This window comes from Methylobacterium sp. Leaf102, assembly GCF_001422425.1.
Taxonomy (GTDB): Bacteria; Pseudomonadota; Alphaproteobacteria; order Rhizobiales; family Beijerinckiaceae; genus Methylobacterium.
On the sequence record NZ_LMMX01000003.1, the window covers coordinates 17,444 to 43,603 of the forward strand.

Annotated in this window: 23 protein-coding genes and 1 riboswitch; of the genes, 15 read left to right on the forward strand and 8 right to left on the reverse strand. The window is 71.5% G+C overall.

What is annotated here, in order from left to right; translation table 11 throughout:
• The first annotated feature begins 143 nt into the window (after positions 1-143).
• Together rplQ and ASF27_RS04785 are read left to right on the forward strand one after the other, a co-directional pair.
• Positions 144-554, forward strand: coding sequence for a 50S ribosomal protein L17 (gene rplQ, locus ASF27_RS04780; RefSeq protein WP_056091639.1), 411 nt, complete (start codon positions 144-146; stop codon positions 552-554).
• Between the two features lie 141 nt (positions 555-695).
• Complete coding sequence (locus ASF27_RS04785; RefSeq protein WP_244480926.1) at positions 696-998, forward strand: hypothetical protein; 303 nt, start codon at positions 696-698, stop codon at positions 996-998.
• 61 nt (positions 999-1,059) lie between these two features.
• Here the strand turns inward: ASF27_RS04785 and trpS are convergent, their stop codons facing one another.
• Positions 1,060-2,127, reverse strand: a complete 1,068-nt coding sequence (gene trpS / locus ASF27_RS04790) for a tryptophan--tRNA ligase (RefSeq protein WP_056171320.1) — start codon at positions 2,125-2,127, stop codon at positions 1,060-1,062.
• A 91-nt stretch (positions 2,128-2,218) separates the two neighbouring features.
• Positions 2,219-2,992 (reverse strand): Fe-S cluster assembly protein HesB, encoded by a 774-nt coding sequence (locus ASF27_RS04795; RefSeq protein WP_056358161.1) that lies wholly within the window; start codon positions 2,990-2,992, stop codon positions 2,219-2,221.
• A 224-nt stretch (positions 2,993-3,216) separates the two neighbouring features.
• Positions 3,217-3,327, forward strand: a riboswitch (glycine riboswitch).
• 49 nt (positions 3,328-3,376) lie between these two features.
• On the opposite strand from ASF27_RS04795, the gene gcvT reads away from it, so the two are divergent.
• The 5 genes from gcvT to ASF27_RS04820 all read left to right on the forward strand — a co-directional run bounded on the left by gcvT (position 3,377) and on the right by ASF27_RS04820 (position 10,403).
• Positions 3,377-4,510 carry a glycine cleavage system aminomethyltransferase GcvT gene (gcvT, locus tag ASF27_RS04800; RefSeq protein WP_056358164.1) on the forward strand — a complete coding sequence of 378 codons (1,134 nt, stop codon included), beginning with the start codon at positions 3,377-3,379 and terminating at the stop codon, positions 4,508-4,510.
• 53 nt (positions 4,511-4,563) lie between these two features.
• A complete protein-coding gene (gene gcvH / locus ASF27_RS04805) occupies positions 4,564-4,926 on the forward strand; it encodes a glycine cleavage system protein GcvH (protein ID WP_056358167.1) in 363 nt (120 codons plus the stop codon).
• A 185-nt stretch (positions 4,927-5,111) separates the two neighbouring features.
• Positions 5,112-7,958, forward strand: coding sequence for an aminomethyl-transferring glycine dehydrogenase (gcvP, locus tag ASF27_RS04810; RefSeq protein ID WP_056358171.1), 2,847 nt, complete (start codon positions 5,112-5,114; stop codon positions 7,956-7,958).
• 63 nt (positions 7,959-8,021) lie between these two features.
• Positions 8,022-8,534 carry a methylated-DNA--[protein]-cysteine S-methyltransferase gene (locus tag ASF27_RS04815; RefSeq protein WP_056358174.1) on the forward strand — a complete coding sequence of 171 codons (513 nt, stop codon included), beginning with the start codon at positions 8,022-8,024 and terminating at the stop codon, positions 8,532-8,534.
• Between the two features lie 177 nt (positions 8,535-8,711).
• Positions 8,712-10,403: a cyclic peptide export ABC transporter gene (locus ASF27_RS04820; protein ID WP_056171358.1), complete on the forward strand. Its 1,692-nt coding sequence runs from the start codon at positions 8,712-8,714 to the stop codon at positions 10,401-10,403.
• On the opposite strand, the gene ASF27_RS04825 is transcribed toward ASF27_RS04820, so the two are convergent.
• Positions 10,382-11,080 (reverse strand): GyrI-like domain-containing protein, encoded by a 699-nt coding sequence (locus ASF27_RS04825; protein WP_056171306.1) that lies wholly within the window; start codon positions 11,078-11,080, stop codon positions 10,382-10,384. The two genes, ASF27_RS04820 and ASF27_RS04825, sit on opposite strands and share 22 nt — an antisense overlap.
• A gap of 230 nt (positions 11,081-11,310) precedes the next feature.
• Between ASF27_RS04825 and dapF the strand changes: the two genes are divergently transcribed.
• Both dapF and mtaB read left to right on the forward strand, forming a co-directional pair.
• A complete protein-coding gene (gene dapF / locus ASF27_RS04830; protein WP_056171304.1) occupies positions 11,311-12,198 on the forward strand; it encodes a diaminopimelate epimerase in 888 nt (295 codons plus the stop codon).
• 1 nt (position 12,199) lies between these two features.
• Positions 12,200-13,441 (forward strand): tRNA (N(6)-L-threonylcarbamoyladenosine(37)-C(2))-methylthiotransferase MtaB, encoded by a 1,242-nt coding sequence (gene mtaB / locus ASF27_RS04835; RefSeq protein WP_056304891.1) that lies wholly within the window; start codon positions 12,200-12,202, stop codon positions 13,439-13,441.
• Between the two features lie 793 nt (positions 13,442-14,234).
• On the opposite strand, the gene ASF27_RS04840 is transcribed toward mtaB, so the two are convergent.
• The 4 genes from ASF27_RS04840 to ASF27_RS04855 are packed head-to-tail and all read right to left on the reverse strand — an operon-like array spanning position 14,235 to position 17,644.
• A complete protein-coding gene (locus tag ASF27_RS04840; protein ID WP_056358177.1) occupies positions 14,235-14,840 on the reverse strand; it encodes a pyridoxamine 5'-phosphate oxidase family protein in 606 nt (201 codons plus the stop codon).
• Entirely contained in the window at positions 14,837-15,157 is a 321-nt protein-coding gene (locus ASF27_RS04845; protein WP_056097410.1) for a lipid-A-disaccharide synthase N-terminal domain-containing protein, read from the reverse strand. Before ASF27_RS04845 ends, ASF27_RS04840 begins: the two co-directional genes overlap by 4 nt.
• 4 nt (positions 15,158-15,161) lie before the next feature.
• Positions 15,162-15,887 carry a glycosyltransferase gene (locus ASF27_RS04850; protein ID WP_056168039.1) on the reverse strand — a complete coding sequence of 242 codons (726 nt, stop codon included), beginning with the start codon at positions 15,885-15,887 and terminating at the stop codon, positions 15,162-15,164.
• A 17-nt stretch (positions 15,888-15,904) separates the two neighbouring features.
• Complete coding sequence (locus ASF27_RS04855; protein ID WP_156467451.1) at positions 15,905-17,644, reverse strand: glycosyltransferase family 39 protein; 1,740 nt, start codon at positions 17,642-17,644, stop codon at positions 15,905-15,907.
• Positions 17,645-17,894: 250 nt separating this feature from the next.
• On the opposite strand from ASF27_RS04855, the gene ASF27_RS04860 reads away from it, so the two are divergent.
• The 6 genes from ASF27_RS04860 to ASF27_RS04885 all read left to right on the forward strand — a co-directional run bounded on the left by ASF27_RS04860 (position 17,895) and on the right by ASF27_RS04885 (position 25,580).
• Positions 17,895-18,599: a DJ-1/PfpI family protein gene (locus tag ASF27_RS04860; RefSeq protein WP_056358180.1), complete on the forward strand. Its 705-nt coding sequence runs from the start codon at positions 17,895-17,897 to the stop codon at positions 18,597-18,599.
• A gap of 153 nt (positions 18,600-18,752) precedes the next feature.
• Positions 18,753-20,084, forward strand: coding sequence for an O-antigen ligase (locus ASF27_RS04865; RefSeq protein WP_056263929.1), 1,332 nt, complete (start codon positions 18,753-18,755; stop codon positions 20,082-20,084).
• Positions 20,081-21,250 carry an acyltransferase gene (locus tag ASF27_RS04870; protein ID WP_056168028.1) on the forward strand — a complete coding sequence of 390 codons (1,170 nt, stop codon included), beginning with the start codon at positions 20,081-20,083 and terminating at the stop codon, positions 21,248-21,250. The genes ASF27_RS04865 and ASF27_RS04870 overlap by 4 nt, the downstream gene beginning before the upstream one ends.
• Before the next feature lie 9 nt (positions 21,251-21,259).
• The gene (locus tag ASF27_RS04875; RefSeq protein WP_082478826.1) at positions 21,260-23,173 is read left to right on the forward strand and encodes an acyltransferase family protein; all 1,914 of its coding nucleotides are present in this window, start codon (positions 21,260-21,262) and stop codon (positions 23,171-23,173) included.
• Positions 23,174-23,294: 121 nt separating this feature from the next.
• Positions 23,295-23,630, forward strand: coding sequence for a hypothetical protein (locus tag ASF27_RS04880; RefSeq protein WP_056168026.1), 336 nt, complete (start codon positions 23,295-23,297; stop codon positions 23,628-23,630).
• Positions 23,631-23,741: 111 nt separating this feature from the next.
• On the forward strand, positions 23,742-25,580 hold the full coding sequence (locus ASF27_RS04885) for a methanol/ethanol family PQQ-dependent dehydrogenase (protein ID WP_082478827.1): 1,839 nt from the start codon (positions 23,742-23,744) through the stop codon (positions 25,578-25,580).
• A 133-nt stretch (positions 25,581-25,713) separates the two neighbouring features.
• Here the strand turns inward: ASF27_RS04885 and ASF27_RS04890 are convergent, their stop codons facing one another.
• The gene (locus ASF27_RS04890) at positions 25,714-26,145 is read right to left on the reverse strand and encodes a hypothetical protein (RefSeq protein ID WP_056263923.1); all 432 of its coding nucleotides are present in this window, start codon (positions 26,143-26,145) and stop codon (positions 25,714-25,716) included.
• Positions 26,146-26,160 lie beyond the last annotated feature (15 nt).

Genomic DNA, 26,160 nt, shown 5'->3' on the forward strand with positions numbered 1-26,160 from the left:
TGTTTGGCCAATCCATCGGGGGTTCGCGGAGATGCGAACTCCCAAAAGAATCCCGCCGCGGGGTCATGCGGAATGAACAGCCCCGCTCATGGGGCGCTTGGCCGTACCGTGGCACGGCGGCCATCACATAAGGACCAGCCATCATGCGTCATGGATTTCGCGGTCGTCGCTTCAACCGCACCACCGAGCACCGCAAGGCGATGTTCGCCAACATGTCCGCCGCGCTGATCAAGCACGAGCAGATCATCACCACTTTGCCCAAGGCGAAGGATCTGCGTCCGGTCATCGAGAAGCTGATCACGCTCGGCAAGACCGACTCGCTGCACGCGCGCCGCCTCGCCATGTCGCAGATCCGCGACCACGACATGGTCCGCAAGCTCTTCGCCGTCATCGGCCCGCGCTACAACGCCCGTCCGGGCGGCTACTGCCGCATCATGAAGGCCGGCTTCCGCTACGGCGACAACGCTCCGCTCGCCGTCATCGAGTTCGTCGATCGCGACGTCGAAGCCCGCGGCAAGGATTCCGGTCCGGCCCAGGTCGTCGACGCGGCGTAAGTCGCCGGCCTTCGGGTTGGCTTGAGAGCTTTCTAAGCTGAGGAAACGAGAAAAGGCGGCCTTTCGGGCCGCCTTTTTCTTTTCTCGGACGTACCGCGCGCTACCATCACGCCTGTAACCGATCGCAACACAGGTTCCGTCATGCGCGCGTCTATCAGGATACTCTTATGTTTCACCCTGTGCATGGCCACCGGTGCACAGGCGGCGAAGTTGACCATGGACGACAAGGTCGCCCGCTGGCCGCGCGCGACGACGGACGAGAAGATCGATTTCGCCACCCGCATGGGCAAGGCGTTCACGAGCCTTTCGCCGGATCTCGACCGCAACTACTTCATCAAGTGCCTGGAGGAGACGGCGAACATCGGCAACCCGCGCGACATCAAGCTCGAAGAGGCGGTGAAGATGTGCATCGCCGTCAACAAGCCGCCGTCGGAGCCGGAGTAAGCGCCGCGCGTCGCATCGTGTCCAACCCGCCGCCCTGCCACGCTGCGGCAGAGCGGCGGCGTCAGACCATCCGCAGGCGCGGGCCGCGGCGGACGAAGCCGACGATGTCCTTCACCGCGTCGAGGGTCGGGGCCGCGATGGCCTCGGCGCGCTCGGCCCCGTCGGCCAGGACCGCGTCGATCTCGGCCGGATCGGAGACCAGACGCTTCATCTCGGACCCCAGCGGCGCCAGGGTCTCCACCGCGAGTTCGACCAGCGCGCCCTTGAACTGGGAGAACTGGGCGCCGCCGTAATCGCGCAGCACATCCTCCCGCGACACGTCCTTGAGGGCGGCGAAGATGCCCACGAGGTTGTCGGCCTCGGGCCGCCCGGCGAGCCCCGCCACTTCGGAGGGGAGGGCGTCCGGGTCGGTCTTCGCCTTGCGCACCTTGGCGGCGATGGAATCGGCGTCGTCCGTGAGGTTGATGCGCGAATTGTCGGAGGCGTCCGACTTCGACATCTTCTTCGTTCCGTCGCGCAGGCTCATGACGCGGGCGGCCGGCCCGCCGATGAGCGGCTCGGTGACGGGAAAGAAGCCTTCGCCCGCATCGTGGCCATGGGCCGAGATCGACTCCGAAAAGTCGTTGTTGAACTTCTGCGCGATGTCGCGGGTGAGTTCGAGGTGCTGCTTCTGGTCCTCGCCCACGGGCACGTGGGTGGCGCGGTAGGCCAGGATGTCGGCGGCCATGAGCACCGGGTAGGCGTAGAGCCCGATCGACGCGTTCTCGCGGTCCTTGCCGGCCTTGTCCTTGAACTGGGTCATGCGGTTGAGCCAGCCGAGCCGCGCGACGCAGTTGAAGATCCACGCGAGCTCGGCGTGCTGGGGCACCTGCGACTGGTTGAAGACGATGCTCCGCTTCGGGTCGATGCCGGCGGCGAGGAACGCTGCGGTGACCTCGCGGATCTGCCCCTTCAGGGCGGCCGGGTCCTGCCACAGGGTGATCGCGTGCATGTCGACGACGCAGTAGAGGCACTGCGCGTCGCGCGCCTGCATCTCCACGAAGCGCTTGATGGCGCCGAGATAGTTGCCGAGATGCAGGTTCCCCGTGGGCTGGACGCCCGAGAACACAAGCTCCTTGAACGCGGTCATCGCGCGGGGTCCTTCACGTGCCGTCCTGTCGGAAGGGCGCCGTCGTGCGAGGACGCCAAGGGGCGGTTTCTGAACGCCGCGTCGGGGCCGGTCAAGCGGCCGTCGTCTTGCCCTGCCGTGCCTGCCCCGTGGGGCAGAGATCGAGGAGGACGCAACGCCCGCAGGCCGGACTCCGGTGGTGGCAGACCGCCTGACCGTGCAGCATCAGGATCTCGTGGTTGTCGTAGAGGTCCTGGGCGCTCCAATCGGCCGGCAGCTGCGCCCGCAGGATCGGGTGCGACGGGCCGACATCGATCGCCGCGCCGATCAGGCCCGTGCGCTGGGCGACGCGGTGATGGTGGCTGTCCACCGGGAGCGCCGGCATCCGCAGGACGCTGAACGACAGCACGGCGGCACTGGTCTTCGGGCCGATTCCGGGAATCGCTTCGAGCCAAGCGCGCGCCGCGTCGACACCCATCTCCGCCAGGAAGTCGAGGGACAGGGCACCGTGCCGCTCCTGTACGGCGCGCAGGATGGCCTGGATGCGCGGAGCCTTGAGTTCGGGCCAGGTCACCCCGGGGATGGTCGCCTCGATCTCGGACACGGGGGCCGCCAGCATCGCGGCCCAGTCGGGGTAGCGCGCCCGCAGCGCCTTGAAGGCCCGGCCCGAATCGGCGTTCCGGGTCCGATGCGACAGGAGTGACGAGACGAGCTCGCTCAGCGGGTCGAGGCTGTGGAAGTAGGGGATCGGGCACGCGTAGACCGGGCACAGGCGCCGGTGGATCTCCAAGGCCTTCTCGCCCAGGCCCGGATCGGCCGGGAGGTCCGTGGAGCGGCGTCGCGAAGGGCGGGGGCCGGCGAGGTCGTGTCCGGATGCGATGGTCATGAAGCGGGAATCGCCGAGGATTCGGACCGGTTCCAGGCTGTGACGAAAGCTCCGGGTTTGTCAGGCCCCGGCTTGCGCGGCCCGGCACGGCATGTAACCTTGCCCTCGTCAGCAATGGCGATACGGGAGAGCCCAGGTCGAAGCACTTCGTGTGCGAAGCATTTCGATCATGGCGCCGACGGAGCAACCACCCCCGGAAACTCTCAGGCACAATCACCGTATCGTTTCGACAATCTGGAGAGAGGCGCCTGACGGCGCCCACCGAAGGAGAAATCCCGCGTCGCGCCGTCTGCGCACGGGAGAAGCTCTCAGGTAACCGCGACAGATGGGGGCAACCGGACCACTCGACCGAGGGTCCGGAACCATTCTGTCGTGGGAATTCCGATGCCGCTCGACGCCCTTCGCACACCGCTCCACGCCCTGCATCTGCGCCACGGCGCCCGGATGGTGCCGTTCGCCGGCTATGCCATGCCGGTGCAGTACCCGGACGGCCTCCTCAAGGAACACCTGCACACGCGCGTCCACGCCGGGCTGTTCGACGTGTCGCATATGGGCCAGATCCAGCTCATCCCCCGATCGGGCAGTCTCACGGATGTGGCCCACGCCCTCGAGGCCCTGTTGCCCATCGACGTGCTCGGGCTGCGTCCCGGCCGCCAGCGCTACGGCCTCCTGCTCGACGAATCCGGCGGCATTCGCGACGACCTGATGGTCGCCCAGTGCGGTGACAGCCTCCTCCTCGTCGTGAACGCGGCGAACAAGGTCGCCGACGAGGCGTATCTGCGCGCCCATCTCACCGGCATCTGCGAGATCGCGGTGCTGCCCCGCGCCCTCCTCGCCCTGCAGGGGCCGGGGGCGGCGGCTGTCCTGGCACGCCTCGCCCCCGAGGTCGCCGCCATGCGGTTCATGGATGTCCGGACCGTCGATCTCTCCGGTACGTCCGCCCTCGTCACCCGCTCAGGCTACACCGGCGAGGACGGGTTCGAACTCTCAATCCCCGAGGACCGGGCCGAGGCCCTCGCCGAGGCCCTGCTCGCCGACGAGACCGTCCGGCCCATCGGGCTCGGCGCCCGCGATTCCCTGCGCCTGGAAGCCGGCCTGTGCCTGCACGGGGCGGACATCGACGCCGGCACCGACCCCGTCGAAGCCGGCCTCGGTTGGGCCATTCCCGCCGTGCGCCGGCGAGGCGGCGCGCGGGAGGGGGGCTTTCCCGGTGCGGCGCGCATCCTCGCGGCCCTCGCCGACGGTCCGTCGCGCAAGCGCGTCGGCCTGCGCACCGAGGGCGCCGCACCCGTGCGGGCCGGCGCCCCCCTGTTCGCCGGAGAGGTGGCGGGCGACGCCATCGGGCACGTCACCTCCGGCGGCTTCGGGCCGAGCCTGCAGGCCCCCATCGCCATGGGCTACCTGCCGGCCGCGCTGACCCGGCCCGGCACCCGCGTCTTCGCCGAGGTGCGCGGCCGGCGTCTGCCCATGGTGGTGAACGGCCTGCCTTTCGTTCCCGCCGGCTTCAAGCGCGCCTGAATTTCGGCGTCGTCCCGATCCCCGACTTCCCGACCTGTCCCCAGGAGTGACCCATGCTGCGATTCACCGACGAGCACGAATGGCTGGCCCGCGAGGGCGATGTCGCCACGGTGGGCATCACCACCCATGCGGCCGAGCAGCTCGGCGACCTCGTCTTCATCGAACTGCCGAAGGTCGGCGCCCGCCTCGTGAAGGGCGAGGCGGCGGCCGTGGTGGAATCCGTCAAGGCGGCGTCCGACGTCTACGCGCCCGTCTCGGGCGAGGTCACGGAGGTCAACGAGGCGGCGGTCGCCGATCCGTCGAGCGTCGGCAGCGACCCGCAGGGCGCCGGCTGGCTCTACCGCATCCGCCTCGACGACCCGTCGGCCCTCGACGATCTCATGGACGAGGCCGCCTACGCGGCCTTCCCGAAATAGGGCGGCCGAAGAACCCTCCCCCCTCCGCGGGGGAGGGTGGACCGCGAATGCGGGCCGGGAGAGGGGAGCACCGCCCTTTCCGGAAAGGTCCGCGCTGCCCCTCTCCCGCCTGCTCCGCAGGCACCCTCTCCCGCAGAGGGGAGAGGGTCGAGGGCGCGAACTCCACTCACACCTTGAGGCCCATCATGCCCAACGACCGCTACGACCCCTACGATTTCGCCAACCGCCGCCACATCGGCCCGACGACGCACGAGATCGAGGCCATGCTCGCCGTGGTGGGGGCCGAGACCCTGCACGCGCTCGTGGACGAGACCCTGCCGGCCAGCATCCGCCAGGCCGAGCGCCTCGATTTCGGCGTGTCGCTGACGGAGCGCCGCGTGCTCGAGCACATGCGCGGCATCGCCGACAAGAACCGGCTCCTCGTCTCGCTCATCGGGCAGGGCTATCACGGCACGACGATGCCGCCGGTGATCCAGCGCAACATCTTCGAGAACCCGGCCTGGTACACGGCCTACTCGCCCTACCAGCCGGAGATCAGCCAGGGCCGCCTCGAAGCGCTCCTGAACTTCCAGACCCTGGTCTGCGACCTCACCGGCCTCGACATCGCCAACGCGTCGCTCCTCGACGAGGCCACGGCGGCGGCGGAAGCCATGGGCATGGCCGCCCGCATCGCCACCAACGGCCAGACCGCGTTCTTCGTCGATGCCGAGTGCCTGCCCCAGACCATCGCGGTGCTCAGGACCCGCGCCGCGCCGCTCGGCTGGACCATCGTGGTCGGCGACCCGGCGACCGACCTCGATCCGGCTGCGGTGTTCGGCGCGGTCTTCCAGTATCCCGGCGTCTGCGGCGCCATCCACGACGTTTCGGAGATCATCACGCGCCTGCGCGCGGCCGGCGCCGTGGCGGTGATGGCCGCCGACCCCCTCGCGCTCACGCTCCTGAAGCCCCCCGGCGAGATGGGCGCCGACATCGCGGTGGGCTCGATGCAGCGCTACGGCGTACCCATGGGCTATGGCGGCCCGCACGCCGCCTACCTCGCCACCCGCGACGCCCACAAGCGCACCCTGCCGGGGCGCCTCGTCGGCGTCTCGGTGGATGCCCGCGGCAACCGCGCCTATCGCCTCGCCCTCCAGACCCGCGAGCAGCACATCCGCCGCGAGAAGGCGACCTCGAACATCTGCACCGCGCAGGTGCTGCTCGCGGTCATCGCCGGCATGTACGCCGTGTTCCACGGCCCGCGCGGCCTGAAGGCCATCGCGGCCCGGGTCCATCGCGACGCCGTGCGGGTGGCGCAGGGGCTGGAGAGCCTCGGCTTCGCGATGGAATCCGAGACGTTCTTCGACACGGTCACCGTGCGGGTCGGCGCGTTCCAGGGCCTGATTCTGGCGAATGCGGTGGCCAACGGGATCAACCTGCGCAAGGTCGGCAACGACCGCATCGGCATCACCGTCGACGAGCGGACCCGGCCCGACATCGTCCAGGCGGTGTGGCGCGCCTTCGGCGGCGATCACCTCGCCTACGACGAGGCGTGGCCCGCCCCGCGCCTGCCGGAAGGGGCGATCCGCACCTCCCAATACCTCACCCACCCGATCTTCCACATGAACCGGGCCGAGAGCGAGATGACGCGCTACATGCGCCGGCTCAGCGACCGCGACCTGGCGCTCGACCGGGCGATGATCCCGCTCGGCTCCTGCACCATGAAGCTCAATGCCACCGCCGAGATGCTGCCGATCTCCTGGCCGGAGTTTTCCGAGATCCACCCCTTCGTGCCGGCGGATCAGGCGGCCGGGTATCACGAACTCCTGGGCGATTTCTCGCAAAAACTCTGCGCCATCACCGGCTACGATGCGATCTCGATGCAGCCGAATTCCGGCGCGCAGGGCGAGTATGCGGGGCTGCTCGCCATCCGCGCCTACCACCTGTCGCGGGGGGAGGGGCACCGCACCGTGTGCCTCATCCCGTCCTCGGCCCACGGCACCAATCCGGCCTCGGCGCAGATGTGCGGCATGAGCGTCGTGGTGGTCGGCGCGGACGCCAAGGGCAACATCGACGTCGAGGATTTCCGCCGCAAGGCCGAGCTGCACTCCGACAAGCTCGCGGCCTGCATGATCACCTATCCGTCGACCCACGGGGTGTTCGAGGCGCGCGTCCGAGAACTCTGCGCCATCGTGCATTTCCACGGGGGGCAGGTGTACCTCGACGGGGCCAACCTCAACGCCATGGTGGGCCTCGCCCGCCCCGGCGACATCGGCGCCGACGTCAGCCACCTCAACCTGCACAAGACCTTCTGCATCCCGCATGGCGGCGGTGGCCCCGGCATGGGTCCCATCGGCGTGAAGGCGCACCTCGTGCCGTTCCTGCCCGGGCATCCCGAGACCGGCGGGGAGGGGGCGGTGTCGGCGGCCCCCTACGGTTCGGCCTCGATCCTGCCGATCTCGTGGAGCTACTGCCTGCTCATGGGCGGGCGCGGCCTGACGCAGGCCACCCGCATCGCCATCCTCAACGCGAACTACATCGCCGCCCGGCTCGGCGACGCCTACCCGGTGCTCTATTCCGGCGCGCACGGCCGCGTGGCGCACGAATGCATCATCGACCTGCGCCCGTTCCAGAAGAGCGCCGGCGTCACCGTCGAGGACGTGGCCAAGCGCCTCATCGATTGCGGCTTCCACCCGCCGACCATGAGCTGGCCCGTGGCCGGAACCCTGATGATCGAGCCCACGGAATCCGAGACCAAGGGGGAGATCGACCGTTTTTGCGACGCCATGCTGGCGATCCGCGAGGAGATCCGCGCCATCGAGGAGGGCCGGATCGACCGGGCCGACAACCCCCTCAAGCACGCCCCCCACACGGTGCGGGACCTCATCGGCCCGTGGGAGCGGCCCTATTCCCGCGAAGCCGCGTGCTTTCCCACCGGCAGCCTCGGGATGGACAAGTACTGGCCGCCCATCAACCGGGTCGACAACGCCTATGGCGACCGCAACCTCGTGTGCTCGTGCCCACCGGTGGAGGCGTACGGCGAGGCGGCGGAGTAGGGCCGTCGTCCGTCTCGTGGGTCGCGGAGGATGCGTCCCGATCGGCGCATGGTAGGCTCTGCCATGCGCCAGACAGCCTACACGATGCTCGCCAGCCCGATCGGCCCGCTTCTCCTCGGGGGAACCGATGACGGGTTGGCCTGCATCGGCTTTCCGAGCGGCAAGGGCGCCGTGACGCCGGGCGCGGACTGGCACCGGAACGACGCGGCCTTCGCCGAAGCGAGGGCGCAGCTCACGGCCTATTTCGACGGTCGGCTGACCCGGTTCGACCTCGCACTGGCGCCGCGCGGAACGCCGTTCCAGTTGACGGTCTGGCAGGCCCTCACGGAAATCCCGCCGGGCGAGACGATTTCCTACGGCGAACTCGCCCGCCGGATCGGGCGCCCGAGCGCGAGCCGCGCCGTGGGTGCGGCCAACGGCGCCAACCCGCTGCCCATCGTGGTACCCTGCCACCGGGTGATCGGCGCCAGCGGGGCCCTGACGGGCTTCGCCGGCGGTGTCGAGACCAAGCGTTTCCTCCTCGCCCTGGAGGGCGGCCCGGCCGGGCCGGCACCCGCGCAACTCGGCCTGCTGTAAGGTATTCCTTCCCCGATCGCCCCAGGCGCCTTGTCACCGCAACGCCAGGATGCAATGAGCCCGGCCCGATGCTTCCGTGGTCCGTAGATCCGGGGTCACACGCCGGTCTGCATCGACGAGTGGCCGAACAAGGCGTGGGCGGGGCACCTCTGCCTCGGCTGGTCCGAGAGGATGTCGATGGCGGAGGCGCGTGCACGTTTGGGGCGGCTCGGACAGGATGCGGTGCGGCTCCTGCGCCCCCTCTGGCCGCTCGTCGCGGTCTCCTCGGTCATCGGCGCGGCGAGCGGGCTGGCGACAGCGGCGGTCCTGGCCCAGGTCAACACGGCGATCCACGCCGAGGGCGGCCTGCCGGAGAATTTTCTGGCGATCTTCCTCGGCCTCGTCGTCCTCGGCGTCGGCGGGTCCCTCGTCTCCGGGCTCGGCAGCAGCCTGGCGGGCGGGCGCATCAACGCGACCTTGAACCGGGATCTCGCGGACCTGATCCTGACCGCGCCGCTCTCCCGCATCGAACGGCTCGGCCGCCACCGCATCCTCGCCTCCCTGAACGAGGACGCCGGCACCCTCTCGCGGGTCATCGGGCTCCTGTCGGGCCTGATCATCCAGATCGGCGTGCTGACCGGCTGCCTCGCCTACCTGCTCTATCTCTCACCGACCCTGTTCGCGATCACCCTCGTCGGCTTCGGCCTCGGCAGCTACGGCGAGGCCGTCCTGCGCCGCCGGGCGATGGTTCATTTCCGAACGCGCCGGACCCTCGTGGAGACCCAGCAGAAGCACTATCAGACCCTCACGGAGGGGTGCCGGGAGTTGCGCCTCAACAAGGTGCGCCGCCTGCGCGTGCGCAACGTGGCCCTGGCCGGCTGCATCGAGGATCTGAGGCGCAACGCCTGGGCAACGCAGACGCTGTTCGAGTTCTCCTTCCTCACGAAGAAGCTCGCCCTGTTCGCCACCATCGCGGCCATCATCGCCTACAAGGCCGCCATCGGGATCGACAGTTCCGTCCTGTCGGGCTTCGTGCTGGTGCTGCTCTACGTGGAGACGCCGGTGAGCTATATCCTCGCCTGCCTGCCCGAGATCGGCCGCGCCGAGGTCGCCTATGGACGCATCGCCGCGTTCTCGGCGGACAGCGACGCCGCCGAGCCCGATCTCCTCACGCCGGCCGTCCCGCCCGTAGCGGACGCCATCGACACCATCGAATTGCGGGGCGTCAGCCACACCTTCCCATCTGTGGACGACGGGCCGGCCTTCACCCTCGGACCCCTCGACCTGACCATCCGGCGGGGCGAGATCCTGTTCATCGTCGGCGAGAACGGCTCGGGCAAGACCACCCTGATCAAGCTGATCCTCGGCCTCTACCCGCCGCAGACCGGCACGCTCCGCCTCGATGGCGTGCCGGTGACGGCGGAGACCCGCGACGCCTACCGCCAGCACTTCTCGGCGGTGTTCTTCGACTACACCCTGTTCGACGATCTGGTGATGCCCGCCGCCATCGGCCCGGAGGCGGGCCAGGCACTTCTCGAGACCCTCGATCTGGCCCGCAAGGTCGCGATCCGCGACGGCGCCTTCTCGACCACGGACCTGTCGGCGGGGCAGCGCAAGCGCCTCGCCCTGATCCAGGCCGCCCTCGAAGGACGCCCGGTCCTCGTCCTCGACGAGTGGGCGGCCGAGCAGGACCCGACCTTCCGGCGTCTGTTCTACGCCGAATTGCTGCCCGCCCTGAAGCGCCAGGGCCGCACCCTGGTGGTGATCAGCCACGACGACCGCTACTTCGACGCAGCCGATCGGGTGATCCACCTGGACGGCGGCCGCGCGACCGAGGCGCCGCGCGGGGCGCCGGCCCCGGCGAAATCCTACGGCTTCGGCAGCGCGTAGATGTTCACGTCGAGCTTCTCGTCGGCCTTGTCGTTGAGGTCGGTGACGTATTCCTCGATGAAGCGGTCCTGCACCACCACGTCCTTGGCGTCGAGGTAGGCGGTGAGCGTCTCGTAGGTGCCGTCGATCTCGTCGTAGGAACCCCGGTGCGGGAAGCGCAGGGCCTTGCCGCTCGGGGTGGTTCCGAACCGCAGGCCGTCGGCCTCGGCGGGCTTCGGGTCCGGCATCGCCGCGATGGGGATCATCGCCTCGTACTGGAAGCCGTCGTCGTCCGTCTTGGCGAAGACCGCGATGGGCCGGCCCGTGGGCGTGATGCCGGCCTTGGCGAGATCCGCCTCGATGCGCTGGAACGCGGCCTTCAGGCTCGGCACCGCCTCCTCCCATTTGGCGCGTCCCGACAGGATCGCGGCGGGTTTGGGCGGCAGGGACACCGCATCGACGTCGTTGGCGTCGCCGGGCGTCTCCACAAGGGTCTTTCGCGGCGCGGCCGTGGGGGGCGCGGCCGGGGCGGCGCCCGCCTGGGCGGGGACAGGCACGTCGGGCGTGCCCGGGCCGGCCGGGCCGGGCGTCGTGGTGGTGGGCAGGGGGGTGGCGACGGCCGGCGGCACCGCTTCCTGAGCGTGGGCGAGGCCGGCCGCGAGGCATCCGGCAAGGAGCGTCAGGCGAAAGCGAATCACGGCGGCGCTCCGGAGGATCGGCGGCCTCCCGGGGAAGCCGGGGGCAGTGGTCGCCAACGTAGTGACGAAGCCCGCCCCCCGCGAGGCGCATCGCGTGTCCGCGCGCACGAACGTGACCGGGCGCGGCGCTTCTGCAACGCAGCCCCCCGGCGGCCCCGCGTGCGCGGCCCCGGGCTTTCGCCTATATGCGGGGCCCGGGCCCTTCCACCGAGACAATCATCCGAAGAGACATGAGCGCACTCGCCCATCGACGGTTCCTGAAGATGAACGGCGCCGGCAACGCCATCGTGGTGCTGGACCTGCGCGGGTCGGACCTCACGGTCGCGGCCGGCGACGTCCGGGCCATCGCGAGGCACCCGGCCTCCGCCTTCGACCAGCTCATGGTGATCCACGACGCGCGCACCCCCGGCACCGACGCGGCCCTGCGCATCTACAACACCGACGGATCGGAAGCGGGCGCCTGCGGCAACGGCACCCGCTGCGTCGCCTACGCCATGCTCGACGACCCCGCCATGGCGCGGCCGGCCGAGAGCGGGCGCCTCACCCTGGAGACGCGGGGCGGCCTCGTGAGCGTCAAGCGCATGGCCGAGCGCGCCTTCACCGTCGACATGGGCCGGCCCAAGCTGAAGTGGGACGAGATCCCGCTCGCCGAACCGTTCCAGGACACGCGGCGCATCGAACTCCAGGTCGGCCCCATCGACGCGCCTGTGCTGCACTCGCCGGCGGTGGTCAACATGGGCAACCCGCACGCGATCTTCTTCGTGGACCGCGACCCCGCGACCTACGACCTCGCCCGCATCGGCCCGATGCTGGAGAACCATCCCGTCTTTCCCGACCGCGCCAACATCTCGCTCGCCCGGGTGACCGGCCCCGACACCATCGTCCTGCGGGTGTGGGAGCGCGGCGCCGGCCTGACCCTGGCCTGCGGCACCGCCGCCTGCGCCACCGTGGTGGCGGCCGCGCGCCTGCGCATGATCGGCCGGGGCGCCACCGTGCACCTGCCCGGCGGCGACCTCGTCATCGAGTGGCGCGCCGACGACCACGTGCTCATGACCGGCCCCGTGGCGCTGGAATGGGACGGCACCTTCGATCCCGCCCTGTTCGCCGGGGCCGCCTAGAATGGCGGTCGAGACCCTCACCTTCGGCTGCCGGCTCAACACCGTCGAGGCGGAGGTGATGCGCGGCCATGCCGGCCCCCATGCGGCGGACGACCTCGTCATCGTCAACACCTGCGCGGTGACGCAGGAGGCCGGGCGCCAGGCGCGCAAGGCCATCCGCCGGATCGCCCGCGACCGGCCGGCGGCCCGCATCGTCGTCACCGGCTGCGGCGCGCAGGTGGAAACCGCCCTCTACGCCGCCATGCCGGAGGTCGCCCGCCTCGTCGGCAACGACGCGAAGGGCCGGATGGAGACCTGGGCGCCTTCCCGCGTCCCCCCCGACCGCAATGCGGTGGACGACATCATGGCCGTGCGCACGGTCGCGCCCACCCGGATCGCCGCCATCGCGGGGCAGACCCGCGCCTTCGTGCCCGTGCAGAACGGCTGCGACCACCGCTGCACGTTCTGCGTCATCCCGTTCGGGCGCGGCAACTCGCGCTCCGTCGCGCAGGCGGACGTGGTCGATCAGGTCCGCCGCATCGTCGACCATGGCGGGCGGGAAGTGGTGCTCACGGGCGTCGATCTCACCGCCTACGGCCGCGATCTTTCGGACACATCGAGCCTCGGACGCCTGACGCAGGCGATCCTGTCCGGCGTGCCCGACCTCGCCCGCCTGCGCCTGTCCTCCATCGATTCCATCGAGGCCGACGACGCCCTCATGGATGCCATCGCCGGCGCGGCGCGGCTGATGCCGCATCTCCACCTCTCGCTCCAGGCCGGCGACGACCTCGTCCTCAAGCGGATGAAGCGCCGCCACACCCGCGCCGACGCGATCCGCTTCTGCGCCGAGGTACGCCGCCTGCGGCCGGAGGTGGTGTTCGGGGCCGACCTCATCGCGGGGTTCCCGACCGAGACGGAGGCGCAGTTCGTCCGCTCCCTCGACCTCGTGGTCGAATGCGGCCTGACCCATCTTCACGTCTTCCCGTACTCGCCGCGCCCCGGGACCCCGGCGGCGCGGATGCCGCCGGTGCCGGGGGATGTTGTCCGCGCGCGCGCCGCGCGGTTGCGCGCGGCCGGGGAAACGGCCCTGGCGGCGCATCTCGCGGCGCAGGTCGGGCGCACCCACCGGGTGCTGAGCGAGCGCGGCGGCATGGGGCGGACGGAGGGGTTTACCCAAGTGCGGCTAGAGCCGGACACCCCGGCCGGAGAGCTTCGGGACGTCAGCATCGCCGGCCACGACGGAACGATGTTGGTCGGGGCCTGACAAACCCTCCCCCCTCTGCGGGCTACGGGATTCACACGACGGTGAAGCCGGCGATTTCGGCCGCTCGCCGAGCGGGTCCCGTGCGTCGGCGTGAAGCGCAACAGGCCCCCTCTCCTGAAGGGAGAGGGCTGGGGTGAGGTGAGAGGTCTCTCCGGAAAGGTCGTACACCTCACCCTGTCCCTCTCCTGGAAGGTGTGGGGACCCGTGCCGCCCGCGAGAGGTGTGAATCCGGCAGCCTCCGCGGGAGAGGGCTATGTTCGGCCCGGAGCCACTCGAGCACCGAAATTTCTTGACAATATTCCTATTTCGTGGTTCAGTCCGGGCACTCGCCTCCCACGCGGGAGGCCCCCCGGCGAACCGGGTCGGGGGGCTCGGGGGAGGAGACGGCGCCCCGCGTCGRTGGCCCGGTCTCGCCATCGCCCCGGGCCGCATCGGCGACGCAAGGTGTTCTGGACGGGGAGGAGCCGTGTTGAGGCGAGGAACCGGGACCCTGGAGCACGGGCTCGGGGCTTGACCCTGATCAGTCGGCTGCCGCACCGGCGTTCCCGTAAGGGACGTCGCGTCGCGCGGAGGTGGGCCGCTACTAGCCGAGTCGCCGAGGCCGAGAAGACGCCGTGACGAAACGGATCGGTCCCGAAAGGGGCCGGGCCGGGGGACGCCGGGAGACCGGCTAAACTTACAAAAACAGGGTCTCGYGGCGTCCCGCGTCTCCCGTTTCCTCAGGCCGTCCCCCGCGCCGAACCGGCGGCGGGGCGCTGGCGCGTGGGGAGCGCCCCCGGAACAAGGGGCGGCGTCACGGCGCCAGCCAGGCGCCCGTCCACCCCGCCGCCCCGCGTTCCCACCCCGCCCGGCGGTGCCCGCGCCGGTCGAGGAACAGGAAGTCGAGGCGGGTCGCCGTCACCACCACGGCGCAGAAATTCGGGCGCGCGAGGTCCAGGTCGGCGCCGTCCTCGGGCTGGGTGTAGGCGTCGCCCGCGGGCAGCGCCGTGCCGGGGGCCGGAGCGATCCCGTAGCAGGTCCGGCTCATGACCCGCGAGGCGGCCCAGGCGGCCTCGGCCACGGCGTCGTCCGTGTGGAGGCGGGCCGGCCCCGAGACCCGGATCTGGATCTTCGAGGCGGTGTCGTAGCCGTGCAGGGCGGCCCGGCCGGTGGCGGCGATCTCGCCGGCCTTGGCCGAGCGGCGGTCGCAGTGGAACCGGAGCGTTCCCGCAGCGGGATCGGCTTCGCGCAGGACCACGGTCCGCACCTGGGGGTGCCCGCCGGCGTCGACGGTGGCGAGGGCCGGCATGTGGAAGGCGTTGCGGCGCAAGGCTGGCCCCTCGTGCAGGAGGCGCCAGAGTTCGAGAAAGCTGGCGTCGAGGTCGTCGTAGAACGCCGGCAGGGGCGCGAAGGCCGTCATCGGGCGCGCCGCTCGCGCAGGATGAGGACGACGTTGCGCAGGTAGATGAAGGTCGACAGCGCCTGCCCGAAGATGATCACGGGTTCGCGCCGCACGAGGCCGTAGACCAGGGTCATCAGGCCGCCCGCGATGGAGAGGAACCAGAACGCCAGGGGGATCACGCTGCGCCCCGCCCGCTCGGAGGCGAGCCACTGCACCACGAAGCGGGCGCCGAACACCGCCTGGGCGAGGATGCCGAAGACGAGCCACCCGTCGAAGCGCACCACGAAGACGTCGTAGACGTAGCCGCGGATATCCGCGGCGAGCTGGATCAGCATGGGGTCAGGGTCCCGTGACGTCGGTGACCGAAGGCGTGACCCGCTTGCGGCGGATCAGCCACCACACCCCGGCGAGATCGAGGAGGCCGACCCAGAGCCGGTCGAACAGGCCGTATTTCGAGGCCCCGGTGAAGCGCGGGCGGTCGATCACGTCGCGGTGGACCACAGCGTAGCCCTCGCGGGCCACCAGCGCCGGCATGAAGCGGTGCAGCCCGTCGAAATACGGCAGGCGGGCATAGACCTCGCGGCGCACGAGCTTGTAGCCGCAGCCGGTGTCGCGGGTGGCATCCTTGAGGATGCGCACCCGCACCCCGTTGGCGATGCGCGACTGGAGGGTCTTCAACCGGCCGTCCTTGCGCCCGACGCGCTGCCCCTGGGCGAGGCCGACGCGCGGGCCGCCCTCCTCGAGGGCCGCCAGCAGGGTCGGCAGGTAGGCCGGATCGTTCTGGCCGTCGCCGTCGAGGAGGGCGCAGATCGCCCCGCGGGCGGCGGCGATGCCGGTCTGCACCCCGGCGGACTTGCCGGCCGTGCGGTCGTGGCGCAGCACCCGGAGCCAGGGCCGGTCGCGGCGGGCGAGGTCGAGGGCCGCGGCGGTGCCGTCGGTGGAGCCGTCGTCCACGTAGATCACCTCGAACGGCGCCAGGGACGCGCAGGCCGCGCCGATCTCGGCGACGAGGCTCGCGATGTTGCCGACCTCGTCCTTCACCGGCACGATCACGGAGAGACGCATGGGGGATTCCCGGGGGTTCAGGGCGTCGGTTCGGGGGCGTGGGCGTAGGCCGTGAGGTCGACCCTTCGTCCGCCGTTGATGTTGAAGCCCGAGACGGTGCCGACCGGGGCCGGCACGAACCCGACGCCCGCGGCGGCCTCGGCGAAGGCCGGGGCGAAGCGGCCCTCGACGTAGAGCAGGCGGCAGCCCTCGCCCCGGAGGAAGGCGGCGGCCTCGGCGGCCGTGTCCATCATCGCCAGATCCGTCCCGATGAGGAAGACGAAGCTCGGCTCGCGGTAGCCGAGGCTCGCCACCTTCGGCGCCGCGCAGGGCACGCGGTCGCGCAGGGCGGCGAGGCGGGGCGAGACCTTGAGGGCGGCCATCACCGGCTGGGTCAGACCGAACACCGCCGGCGAGAGCAGGGCCGAGGCGAGGATGCCGAGGCACAGGGCCCGCTCCGCCGCCCCCCGGGCGAAGGCGCGCCAGGCGAGGACCGCCACGGCGCAGGCGGCCAGGAGCAGCGGCAGCCCGGCCCAGGGCAACGTCCGGTCGTAGGTCCAGGCGAAGGCCGAGAGCCCCAGGGTCAGGCCCACCGGGATCAGCACCACGAGGCCGGCCGTGAGCCGCGCCCCCCGGCGTTCGGGGTCGAGGGCGCCGCGCGTCAGGGCGAGCACGGTGAGGATCGCGAGGGCCGGGAACAGGGGAAGCACGTAGTGCGGCAGCTTCGTCGGCACGATCTCGAACAGGAGCCAGGTCGGCACGATCCAGGCGAGGAGGAAGGCGATTCCCGCTTCGCGCCGGTTCGCCCAGGCGAAGGGCGCGCCGAGCGCCGCGAAGGCCGCGCCGGGCCAGAAGGTGCCGAACACCGCGAACAGGTAGGCGCCCGGTGGCGCCCAATGCTTCTCGGAGCCGCCCTGGACCTTGCTCATCATGTCGTGGCCGACGGCCTCGCCGTAGAAGGCGCCGCCGCTCTTCCAGGTGATGGCGACGAACCAGGGCGCCACGATGAGGAGCGTGAGCGGCAGGCCGAGGCCGGGCCGCAGCGCCTGCAGCCACCGGCCGGAGCGGGCGTGGAGCGACAGCGCCAGGGCGGGCAGCCCGCAGAACAGGGGCACCATCGGGCCCTTCACCAGGATGCCCACGGCGAGGCCGAGCCAGAAGGTCAGGACGGTGGCGGTGCCGAGGGTCCGGCCGGCCGATCCGTCGGCCCGGCCGAGCCAGGCCCGCGCCAGGGACCCGAAGGTCGCCATGGCGCAGGCGCAGAGCAGCGCGTCGGTCTTGGCGAGGCGCGCTTCGGCGGAGAGCACCACGCAGGCGGCGAACAGGGCGGCGGCGAGCAGCGCGCTCCGCCGGGGCAGGAAGGCCAGGGCCGACCAGTAGGCGAGGAGCACCGCCCCGATGGCGCCGAGCAGCGAGGGCAGGCGATAGAGCGCGATGGTGGTGCGGGCGTTCGGGATGCCGAGGGCCTCGCCGGCCCCGACGAAGGCGGCCTGGGCCCAGTAGATCCCCACGGGCTTCTTGTGGCGCGCCTCGCCCTGGAAGCGGATGTCGACGAGGTCGCCGGTCTCCAGCATCTGCTTGGAGGCCTGGGCGAAGCGCGGCTCGTCCCGGTCCATGGGCTGGAGCGAGGCGAGCCCCGGCAGGAAGCAGACGAGGCAGAGCGCCACGAGGAGGGCACAGGCCCGGCCATGGCTCAGCGCCGCGGCGTCGAGGATCGCCTGCGGCCACGCGAACAGGTCGCGACGGCCCGGGCGAGACGCGAAGGCGCGGTCGGTCATGCGGGAGGACGGGCCGGAAAGGCGGGCATGCGGCTCCAGACTGGCACGCGCCCGGCGATTCCGGTCGATGCCGCGAAGGCCGGCGGTGTCGATGATGCGGCCCCGAATGTCAAATTCCGAACGGGCCCGGGCGGGGCCTGCGAGGAAGCGAGAAAAGCGGGCGCCCGGTCGTTTCGGTCCGGATATGATGGTGCGTGTCCGTGAGCCGGGGCGCCCCGCGAATCACGCACCCCAGAACCAGGGTCCTCACATGAGCCTCCACATCGGCCTCCTCGCCTTCCCGAACGTGCAGCAGCTCGATCTCACCGCGCCCTACGAGGTGTTCGCGATGATCCCGGGGGCGACGGTGCATCTCGTCGCCGCCGGCCTCGACCCGATCCGGAGCGCCACCGGCCTCGTGCTCGCCCCCACGGTGACCATGGCCGCGTGCCCGGTCCTCGACGTGCTGTGCGTCCCCGGCGGGGTCGGGGTGAACGCCCTGATGACCGATCCGGTCGTGCTGGCCTTCGTGCGCGAACGGGCGAAAACCGCCCGCTTCGTCACCTCCGTCTGCACCGGCGCCCTGGTGCTGGGCGCGGCCGGTCTCCTTCGGGGCCGGCGCGCCACTACCCACTGGGCCTCCCTCGACCTGCTCGCGGCCTTCGGCGCGACGCCCGTGGCCGAGCGCGTGGTGCGGGACGGCAACCTCGTCACCGGCGGCGGCGTCACGGCGGGGATCGACTTCGCCCTGGCGCTGGCCGCCGAACTCGTCGGTCAGGAGGAGGCGGAAGCGATCCAGCTCGGCCTCGAATACGCCCCCGCCCCGCCCTTCGACGCCGGCACGCCGGACACGGCGGCGCCGCCGGTGCTCGCCGCGGCCCGCGCGCGCCTCGCCGCCTCCCGGGCCGCGCGCGAGGCCCTGGTGCGGTCGATCACGGGCCGCGCGCCGGAGGTCTGGGGCGAGCCGGAATCCTGATCCGGACCGGGGTCCGGCCTTTGCGGGTTCTCAAGTATTCTGCCCGCAGGATACGGAGGACGGATCGCGCTATCCTGGGTGATCCTCGGGGCCGAGTTCCTGTCCCGATGGGGGGCCTTCTCGTCCCGACACAGTTCATGGGAGTTGCAGCCGATGACCACGGGAGTCGCCGACCCCGCGCGACAGGTGTCCGCCCGTGCGCTGGGTCCCGACGCCCTGCGCGTCACCGCCATGGTGGCGATCCTCCTCGTGATGCTGGTGGGCGCCAACCCGTTCCACGACGGCACCGCGCCCGAGAACGCGGCCTCGGGGGCGGGCGGCAACCTCGGCAACCAGATCCTGTTCCTGATCATGGGCGGCCTCGCCGGCACGATTCTCTTCGCCCGGGGCGCCGCCGCCCTACGGCCGCTGGCCAGCCTGCCGATCCTGCTGATGCTCGCCTGGCTCGCCGTATCGACGGTGCTGTCCATCGAGCCCCTGGTCTCGGCCCGCCGCCTGGTCTCCCTCGTGATCGTCACCGCGGCGGCGGTGTCGCTTCTCGTGGCGGCGCGCGACGCGCGCCAGTTCGCCACGGTGCTGGGCGCCACGGTGCTGGGAATCGTGGGCATCAGCTATCTCGGCCTCGTGCTCGTGCCCGAGCGCGCCATGCACACGGCCTTCGACCTCATCGAGCCCGAGCACGCCGGCAGCTGGCGCGGGGTCTACGCGCACAAGAATGCGGCGGGCGCCGCCATGGGGGCGTTCGTGTTCGTCGGCCTGTTCTGGGCGGGGACGGGGCAGCGCATCCTCGGCTTCCTGCTCGCGGGCGCCGCCGCCCTGTTCCTCGTGTTCACGAACGCCAAGACCTCCGTCGCCATCACGCCCGCGGTGCTCGCCCTCACCTGGTTCTGCACGTGGTCCGGGGCGACCGTCTGGCGGCGCCTCGTGCTGCTCGCGCCCCTCGCCCTCCTCCTGACGGTGACGGTGGGGTCGGTCCTGGTGCCGGAGATCGGCGCCCTGGTGGCGCGTCTGGCCGGCGACCCGACCTTCACCGGCCGCACGGAGATCTGGGAGTTCGCCGCCGACAACATCGCCAGGCGTCCCATCGCCGGCTACGGCTACGGCGCGTTCTGGGAGAGCGTGTTCTACGGCGGCGGCGCCGACGCGGCGACCTGGGTCAACCGGGCCACGGACGCGCACAACGGCTATCTCAACACCGCCCTCGAATCCGGCCTCGTCGGCCTCGCCCTCACCCTGTGGTGGCTCGTCTGGGCGCCCGTGAGCGACCTCCAGGCCCGGGCCGGGGGCCGCTCCATCGACCCCCTGACGATGCTGTTCCTGCGCCTGTGGCTGTTCATCATCCTCGTGGCGGTGTTCGAATCGGTGTTCTACCAGGCCACCAACGGGCTCTATTTCCTCCTCGTGGTGTCGGTGCTGGGCCTGCGCTACCTGGCGCGGACCCGGGTGGTCGCGGGTGGGGACCGGGCGGAAGGGGACCGGGCATGACGCCGCGCGCGGACCAGGCCGACCCCGCGGGCCCCCATCCGGCGGTGGAGCCCCTGCCGGCGCTGACCTCCCTGCGCTTCGTGGCGGCGGCCTACGTCCTCGCCTTCCACTTCGCCGGCTACGAGGCAGGCCGTGCGGCGATGCCCGATGCGGTCTTCCTCGGTTACTCGGGCGTGACGTTCTTCTTCCTGCTGTCGGGCTTCATCCTGGCCTACAACTATCAGCGGGTGGACCTGTCGCCGCGCGCCGCGCGCCTGCGCTTCCTGCGCGCGCGGGTGGCACGGGTCTATCCCGTCTACCTCCTGGCCCTCGCCATCGGCTTGCCGTGGTTCGTCGTCTGGACGGCGAAGGTCGTGCCCCCGCTCCAGACCCTGATGGCCTCCGGCGCGGTGCTGGCGCCGCTCGGCCTCCACGCCTGGGTGCCGGGCGCGGCCTGCTCCCTCGACTGTCCGAGCTGGTCGGTCTCGGCGGAGCTGTTCTTCTACGCCCTGTTCCCCCTCCTCCTGCCGCTCGCCCTCAGGCGGCCGGGCCCGACGGCGCTCGTCACCCTCGCGGCCTGGGCCGCGTCCGTCGCCCTCGCGATCCTGGCCTGGAACCGCTTCGCCCCCGGCCTCTCCCTCATCGCGCCGACCACGGACGCGGCGACCCTCCTGGCGCAGGCGATCAAGTACAATCCCCTGCTGCGCCTGCCGGAATTCGTGGCCGGCCTGCTCCTGTTCGTCCTGTGGCGGCGGGTCCGCCTGCCCCTCGGGGTGCTCCTCACCTGGGCGGGAGCGGCGGCCCTGGCTCTCGTCGCGGGGGTCGAGACGATCCCCGAGCCGCTCATGCACAACGGGCTCACCGCCGTGGTCTGGGCACCGGTGATCCTGGCCGGCGCCCAGGTCCGCTCCGGCCCGCTCACGGCCGGGTGGTTCGTCTTCCTCGGCCGCATCTCCTTCGCCCTCTACCTCCTGCACGTGCCCGCCTACGCCTTCGTGTCGAGCCTCGACCGGACCGTCCTCGCCGGCCGCCTCGCCGGCACGCCCTGGCTCACCGTCGCGCTCGCGACGCTCCTGTCGCTCGCCGCCGCGAGCGCCGTGCACCTGGCGATCGAGGAACCGGCGCGCCAGCGCCTCCTTCGGCCCCGCGCGCCCGCGCGCGAGGCGGCGCCCCTGCCCTCGGCCTGACGAACCGGCATGTCGCAGCTCCCTCCGCAGGCCCATTCGCTCACCCTCGCGGCCGGTCCGCCCTCGGCGCCCCTGCACATGGCCTATCGCCCGGACATCGACGGCCTGCGCGCGGTGGCCGTCCTTGTGGTGCTGTTCTTCCATGCCGGCGTGCCGGGCCTGTCCGGCGGGTTCGTTGGCGTCGACGTGTTCTTCGTGATCTCGGGCTACGTGATCACCCGGGGCATCCTCGCCGACGTGGCGGCGGGCCGGTTCTCCCTCGTCCGGTTCTACGAGCGCCGCATCCGCCGCATCCTGCCGATGCTGGTGGCGACGATTCTGGCCACCTACGCCCTCGCCCTGCTCTATCTGCCTCCCGGCGCCATGGACGATTACGCCCGCAGCGTCGTGGCGGCCGCGGCCTTCGCCGCCAACGTGTTCTTCTGGAAGACCACCGGTTACTTCGACCTCGAGGCGCAGACCCGGCCCTTGCTGCACACCTGGTCGCTCTCCGTCGAGGAGCAGTTCTACCTCGTGGTGCCCATCGCCTTGCCGCTGCTCCTCGCCCGCTCGCGGCGGGTCGCGGCGGCGGCTCTTCTCGCGGCCCTGCTGGCCTCCCTCGCCCTCGGCATCGTCCTGACGAACAGCGCGCCCGGCGCCAACTTCTACCTCCTGCCCACCCGCGCCTGGGAACTCCTCGTCGGTGCCCTCCTGGCCTTCGCGGCCGACTGGACGCCGCCGCGCGCCCTGCGCGAGGCCATGGCGACGGGCGGCCTCGGTCTCGTCGCCACCGCGGTCCTGGCCTACGACGAGGCGACACCGTTTCCCGGCCTGAACGCCCTGGCGCCGTGCCTCGGAGCAGCCCTCCTCATCGCCGCCGGGAATGGCCCGACCGCCATCGGCCGGGTCCTGTCGGCGCCGCCCTGCGCCGGCCTCGGGCGGATGTCCTACGCCCTCTACATGGTGCATTGGCCCGTGGTGGTGTTCGCTCGCTATGCCCTGCTGCGCGAGCCGGCCGGGTGGGAGATCTGTGCCGTCGTCGCGGCCTGCCTCGTCTTCGCCTACGCCGCCTGGCGCTGGATCGAGACGCCGTTCCGGTATGGGCGATCCACCGGGACACGGGACGGTCATCGTCCGCTCTTCGCCGCCACGGCCGCTGCCCTGACGGTCCTCGCGGCCCTCGGCCTCGCCGGCACCCTCGCGGAGGGCTTTCCCGCGCGCTTTCCCGACATTCGGCCGGGCGCCCTCGCGGCCCTCGAGCGGGCGGGCTGGAAGGGCGGGCGCTGCTTTCTCGAGAACCAGCGCGTCGCGGACTGGGCGGGAGCCGAGTGTCTGCTGGCCCGGGACGCGCCCGCCACCGCCCTTCTGTGGGGCGATTCCTACGCGGCCCATTACGTGCCCGGCCTCGTGCGCAACGCCCCCACCCTGAGCCACGCCATCCTCCAATACACCTTCGCCGGCTGCCCGCCGCTCCTCGCCTACGCCTCGCGGGCCAAACCCGGCTGCCGGGACTTCAACGCCCACGTCTTCGAGATCATCCGCGCCTACGGCATCGACAGCGTGGTGCTGGCCGCCCGCTGGGACCTCCTGCCCGCCCGGACGCTGGCCAACCTGCCCGACACCATCGCGCGTCTCACGGCGGCGGGGGTCGCCGTCTCGGTGATCGGCCCCTCGCCGCTGTTCGCGTTCGACGTGGGCGTGCTGGGCGCGCGCGGCGCCGGCACCCGGGTCGACGGCTCGGCGGCGTGGTTCGCCCACCGGGGCGATCCGGCGATCCGACGTCTGTCGGCGAAGGCCCGCTTCGCCGACCCCCTGCCGACCTTCTGCGACGGCCCCCTGTGCCGCTACCGCGCGGACGGCACCGACCTGTTCCTCGACACCGGCCACCTGTCGCAGGCGGGCAGCGAGCGGGCGGTGCGGGCATATTTTCCCCTCCTGCGCTGAGCCGGGGATCACAATCGCGCCCAGATCATGTCAGCGAGCGTTCAGCCGGGCGGGGGCATTTTGGTTGGCGATCCGGTCCTCGCGGCCGGATCGCCCTCACAACAGCAGAAGGGTCTGTTCCATGTCTGTGAACGCGCTCGTCGCGGCCCTCGCCGTCGCCTGCGGTGTCGGCCTCGCCTCGGCCGCCCATGCCGCTCCGCTGCCCCCGGCTCCCGCCGGCACCCTCGCGGCCCCGTTTGCCGGTTCCCCCACGGATGCCACGGTGCAGACCGTCGCCTTCGGTTGCGGCCCCGGTTGGGCGCCCAATCGCTGGGGACGGTGCCGGCCGATCTACCGGGGCTACGGCTACGGACCGCGTCCGTTCTACGGCCCGCGGCGCTTCTACGGGCCGGGCTACGCCTACGGACCACCGCGCCCGTTCTACGGCCCCCGCCCCGTCTACGGGCCGTTCTACTGATTCGGCTCCCGATCGAGGACGCGGGCGGGCTCTCCGCCCGCGTCCCTTCGCGCATGAGCCGTGAGGGTTGAAATCGCCTAGACCTCCCCGAACCACACCCGAGGGGATCCCATGCGTCGCGCGCTACCGCCCTGTCCCGGTCTTGGTCTTGGTCTTGGTCTTCTTGGTCTTGGTCTTTTTGGTCTTGCCGCCCTGGCCGGAGCCACCCTCCCCGCGGGAGCCCAGGAGCCGGCCCAGGACGCGACGGGCGGGCCGATGCTCCAGACCGTGGACGCGGCCAACACCCGCTATTCGCCCCTCGACGGGATCACGGCCGAGAACGTCGCCCGCCTCCAGGTCGCCTGGACCTTCTCGACGGGCGTGTTGCGTGGGCACGAAGGCGCCCCGCTGGTGGTCGGTGCGGTGATGTACGTCCACACGCCGTTCCCCAACATCGTCTATGCCCTGGACCTCGACCACGACGGCCGCATCCTCTGGAAGTACGAGCCCAAGCAGGATGCGTCCGTCGTCGCGATGCTGTGCTGCGACACGGTCAATCGGGGTCTGGCCTACGCGGATGGGGCGATTCTGCTGCACCAGGCCGACACCACGCTGGTGTCCCTCGACGCCGCGACCGGCCGGGTGAATTGGGCGGTCCGCAACGGCGATCCGGCCCGGGGCGAGACCAACACCGCCACGGTCCTGCCGGTGAAGGACAAGATCCTCGTCGGCCTTTCGGGCGGCGAGTTCGGCGTGCGCTGCCACCTCACCGCCTACGACGCGAAGACGGGCCGGCGCCTCTGGCGGGCTTACTCCATGGGCACGGACGCCGACATGCGCGTCGATCCCGAAACCACCACCGTGCTGGGCCGGCCCATCGGCCGGGATTCCTCCCTGGCCTCGTGGGAGGGCGACCAGTGGAAGACCGGCGGCGGCTGCACCTGGGGCTGGTACGCCTACGATGCCGCCCTGAACCTCATGTATTACGGCACCGGCAATCCCTCGACCTGGAACCCCGGCCAGCGCCCCGGCGACAACCGCTGGGCGCAGTCCATCGTCGCCCGCGATCCGGATACGGGCCGGGCGCGCTGGCTCTACCAGATGACGCCCCACGACCAGTGGGACTACGACGGCGTCAACGAGATGATCCTGACCGACCAGGCGATGGACGGCCGCATGCGGACGCTGCTCACCCATTTCGACCGCAACGGCTTCGCCTACACCCTGGACCGCGCCACGGGCGAACTCCTGGTGGCGGAGAAGTTCGATCCGGCGGTGAACTGGGCCACGCACATCGACCTCGACCGGGCCTCGAAAACCTACGGCCGGCCCGTCCTCGATCCGCGCTACGCCCCCGAGCGGACCGGCGAAGACGAGACCACCCCGGGCATCTGCCCCGGCGCCATCGGCGCCAAGAACCAGCAGCCGGCGGCCTACTCGCCCCGGACGCGCCTGTTCTACGTGCCGACCAACCACATCTGCATGACCTACGAGCCGTTCCGGGTGACCTACACGCCCGGCCTGCCCTATGTCGGCGCCACCCTGAGCCTGCAGCCGCCGCCGGGCGACGGCCACACCGGCAGCCTCACGGCCTGGGACGGGGTGCGCGGACGGATCGCCTGGTCGATCCCCGAGCCGTTCTCCGTGTGGTCGGGCGTCCTCGCCACCGCCGGGGACGTGGTGTTCTACGGAACCCTCGAAGGCCATCTCAAGGCCGTCGATGCCCGGACCGGCCGGGAACGCTACCGGTTCAAGACCCCGTCGGGCATCGTCGGCAACGTGACCACCTACACCCACAGGGGCCGGCAATACGTGGCGGTGCTCTCAGGGATCGGCGGCTGGGCCGGCATCGGGCTGGCCGCCGGTCTCACGGACCCCAACGACGGCGCCGGCGCCGTGGGCGGCTACGCGGCGCTCGCGAACTACACGGCGCTGGGGGGCCAGCTCACGGTGTTCGCCCTGCCGGACTGATGTCCGGGTTCGAAGGGTCGAGCCCTTCGCGGGTCCAGGCAAGAATTTACAAAGACCGGCCCTGGGTTCTGCGTCGGGCTCTGCCCGACACCCGCCGAAGGGGTGACCCCTTCGGGATCCCGGACCGGAAGGCTCACGCCCGATCGGCCTCCTCCTCCGAGGGTGCGTAGACCGCGTCACCGAGGCGCCGCAGGGGGCCACCGGGGCCGGAGCGCTTCCACAGGCGGGTGTTGAGGGCGGCCACCGGATCGTGGCCGGGCAGGTCGAAGCCGCGCGCCGTCAGGCCGGGCAGGATCTCGCCGGCATGCAGCGGGCGCCCGGCCTCGTGCAGGATGTCGAGGGCGGCGGCCACCAGGGCGCGCCCGTGGCGGCGGGCGGCGGCGATGTCCTCGCCCGGGCGTGCCTCGGGTTCGGCCGTCGGCGCCGGAGATGGGCGGGAGGCCGCACCGAGGCGGCGGCCGAGTTCGAGGTAGAGGGCATGGTCGGCGATCTGCCGGTCGAGGGCGTCGCGCTGTCGACGCAGGACAGCCAGAGCGGCTTCGATCTCGGCCTCGTTCGGAAACATCGCCACTCCATGGAA

Coding starts and splice junctions, on each gene's coding strand:
- dapF (WP_056171304.1), top strand. CDS start 11,311: ATGAGCGCACTCGCCCATCGACGGTTCCTGAAGATGAACGGCGCCGGC.
- ASF27_RS04840 (WP_056358177.1), bottom strand. CDS start 14,840: ATGACGGCCTTCGCGCCCCTGCCGGCGTTCTACGACGACCTCGACGCC.
- ASF27_RS04875 (WP_082478826.1), top strand. CDS start 21,260: ATGTCGCAGCTCCCTCCGCAGGCCCATTCGCTCACCCTCGCGGCCGGT.
- ASF27_RS04855 (WP_156467451.1), bottom strand. CDS start 17,644: ATGACCGACCGCGCCTTCGCGTCTCGCCCGGGCCGTCGCGACCTGTTC.
- ASF27_RS04815 (WP_056358174.1), top strand. CDS start 8,022: ATGCGCCAGACAGCCTACACGATGCTCGCCAGCCCGATCGGCCCGCTT.
- ASF27_RS04795 (WP_056358161.1), bottom strand. CDS start 2,992: ATGACCATCGCATCCGGACACGACCTCGCCGGCCCCCGCCCTTCGCGA.
- ASF27_RS04785 (WP_244480926.1), top strand. CDS start 696: ATGCGCGCGTCTATCAGGATACTCTTATGTTTCACCCTGTGCATGGCC.
- mtaB (WP_056304891.1), top strand. CDS start 12,200: ATGGCGGTCGAGACCCTCACCTTCGGCTGCCGGCTCAACACCGTCGAG.
- ASF27_RS04870 (WP_056168028.1), top strand. CDS start 20,081: ATGACGCCGCGCGCGGACCAGGCCGACCCCGCGGGCCCCCATCCGGCG.
- gcvH (WP_056358167.1), top strand. CDS start 4,564: ATGCTGCGATTCACCGACGAGCACGAATGGCTGGCCCGCGAGGGCGAT.
- ASF27_RS04865 (WP_056263929.1), top strand. CDS start 18,753: ATGACCACGGGAGTCGCCGACCCCGCGCGACAGGTGTCCGCCCGTGCG.
- gcvT (WP_056358164.1), top strand. CDS start 3,377: ATGCCGCTCGACGCCCTTCGCACACCGCTCCACGCCCTGCATCTGCGC.
- ASF27_RS04820 (WP_056171358.1), top strand. CDS start 8,712: ATGGCGGAGGCGCGTGCACGTTTGGGGCGGCTCGGACAGGATGCGGTG.
- ASF27_RS04880 (WP_056168026.1), top strand. CDS start 23,295: ATGTCTGTGAACGCGCTCGTCGCGGCCCTCGCCGTCGCCTGCGGTGTC.
- ASF27_RS04885 (WP_082478827.1), top strand. CDS start 23,742: ATGCGTCGCGCGCTACCGCCCTGTCCCGGTCTTGGTCTTGGTCTTGGT.
- ASF27_RS04860 (WP_056358180.1), top strand. CDS start 17,895: ATGAGCCTCCACATCGGCCTCCTCGCCTTCCCGAACGTGCAGCAGCTC.
- ASF27_RS04845 (WP_056097410.1), bottom strand. CDS start 15,157: ATGCTGATCCAGCTCGCCGCGGATATCCGCGGCTACGTCTACGACGTC.
- ASF27_RS04890 (WP_056263923.1), bottom strand. CDS start 26,145: ATGTTTCCGAACGAGGCCGAGATCGAAGCCGCTCTGGCTGTCCTGCGT.
- gcvP (WP_056358171.1), top strand. CDS start 5,112: ATGCCCAACGACCGCTACGACCCCTACGATTTCGCCAACCGCCGCCAC.
- rplQ (WP_056091639.1), top strand. CDS start 144: ATGCGTCATGGATTTCGCGGTCGTCGCTTCAACCGCACCACCGAGCAC.
- ASF27_RS04850 (WP_056168039.1), bottom strand. CDS start 15,887: ATGCGTCTCTCCGTGATCGTGCCGGTGAAGGACGAGGTCGGCAACATC.
- trpS (WP_056171320.1), bottom strand. CDS start 2,127: ATGACCGCGTTCAAGGAGCTTGTGTTCTCGGGCGTCCAGCCCACGGGG.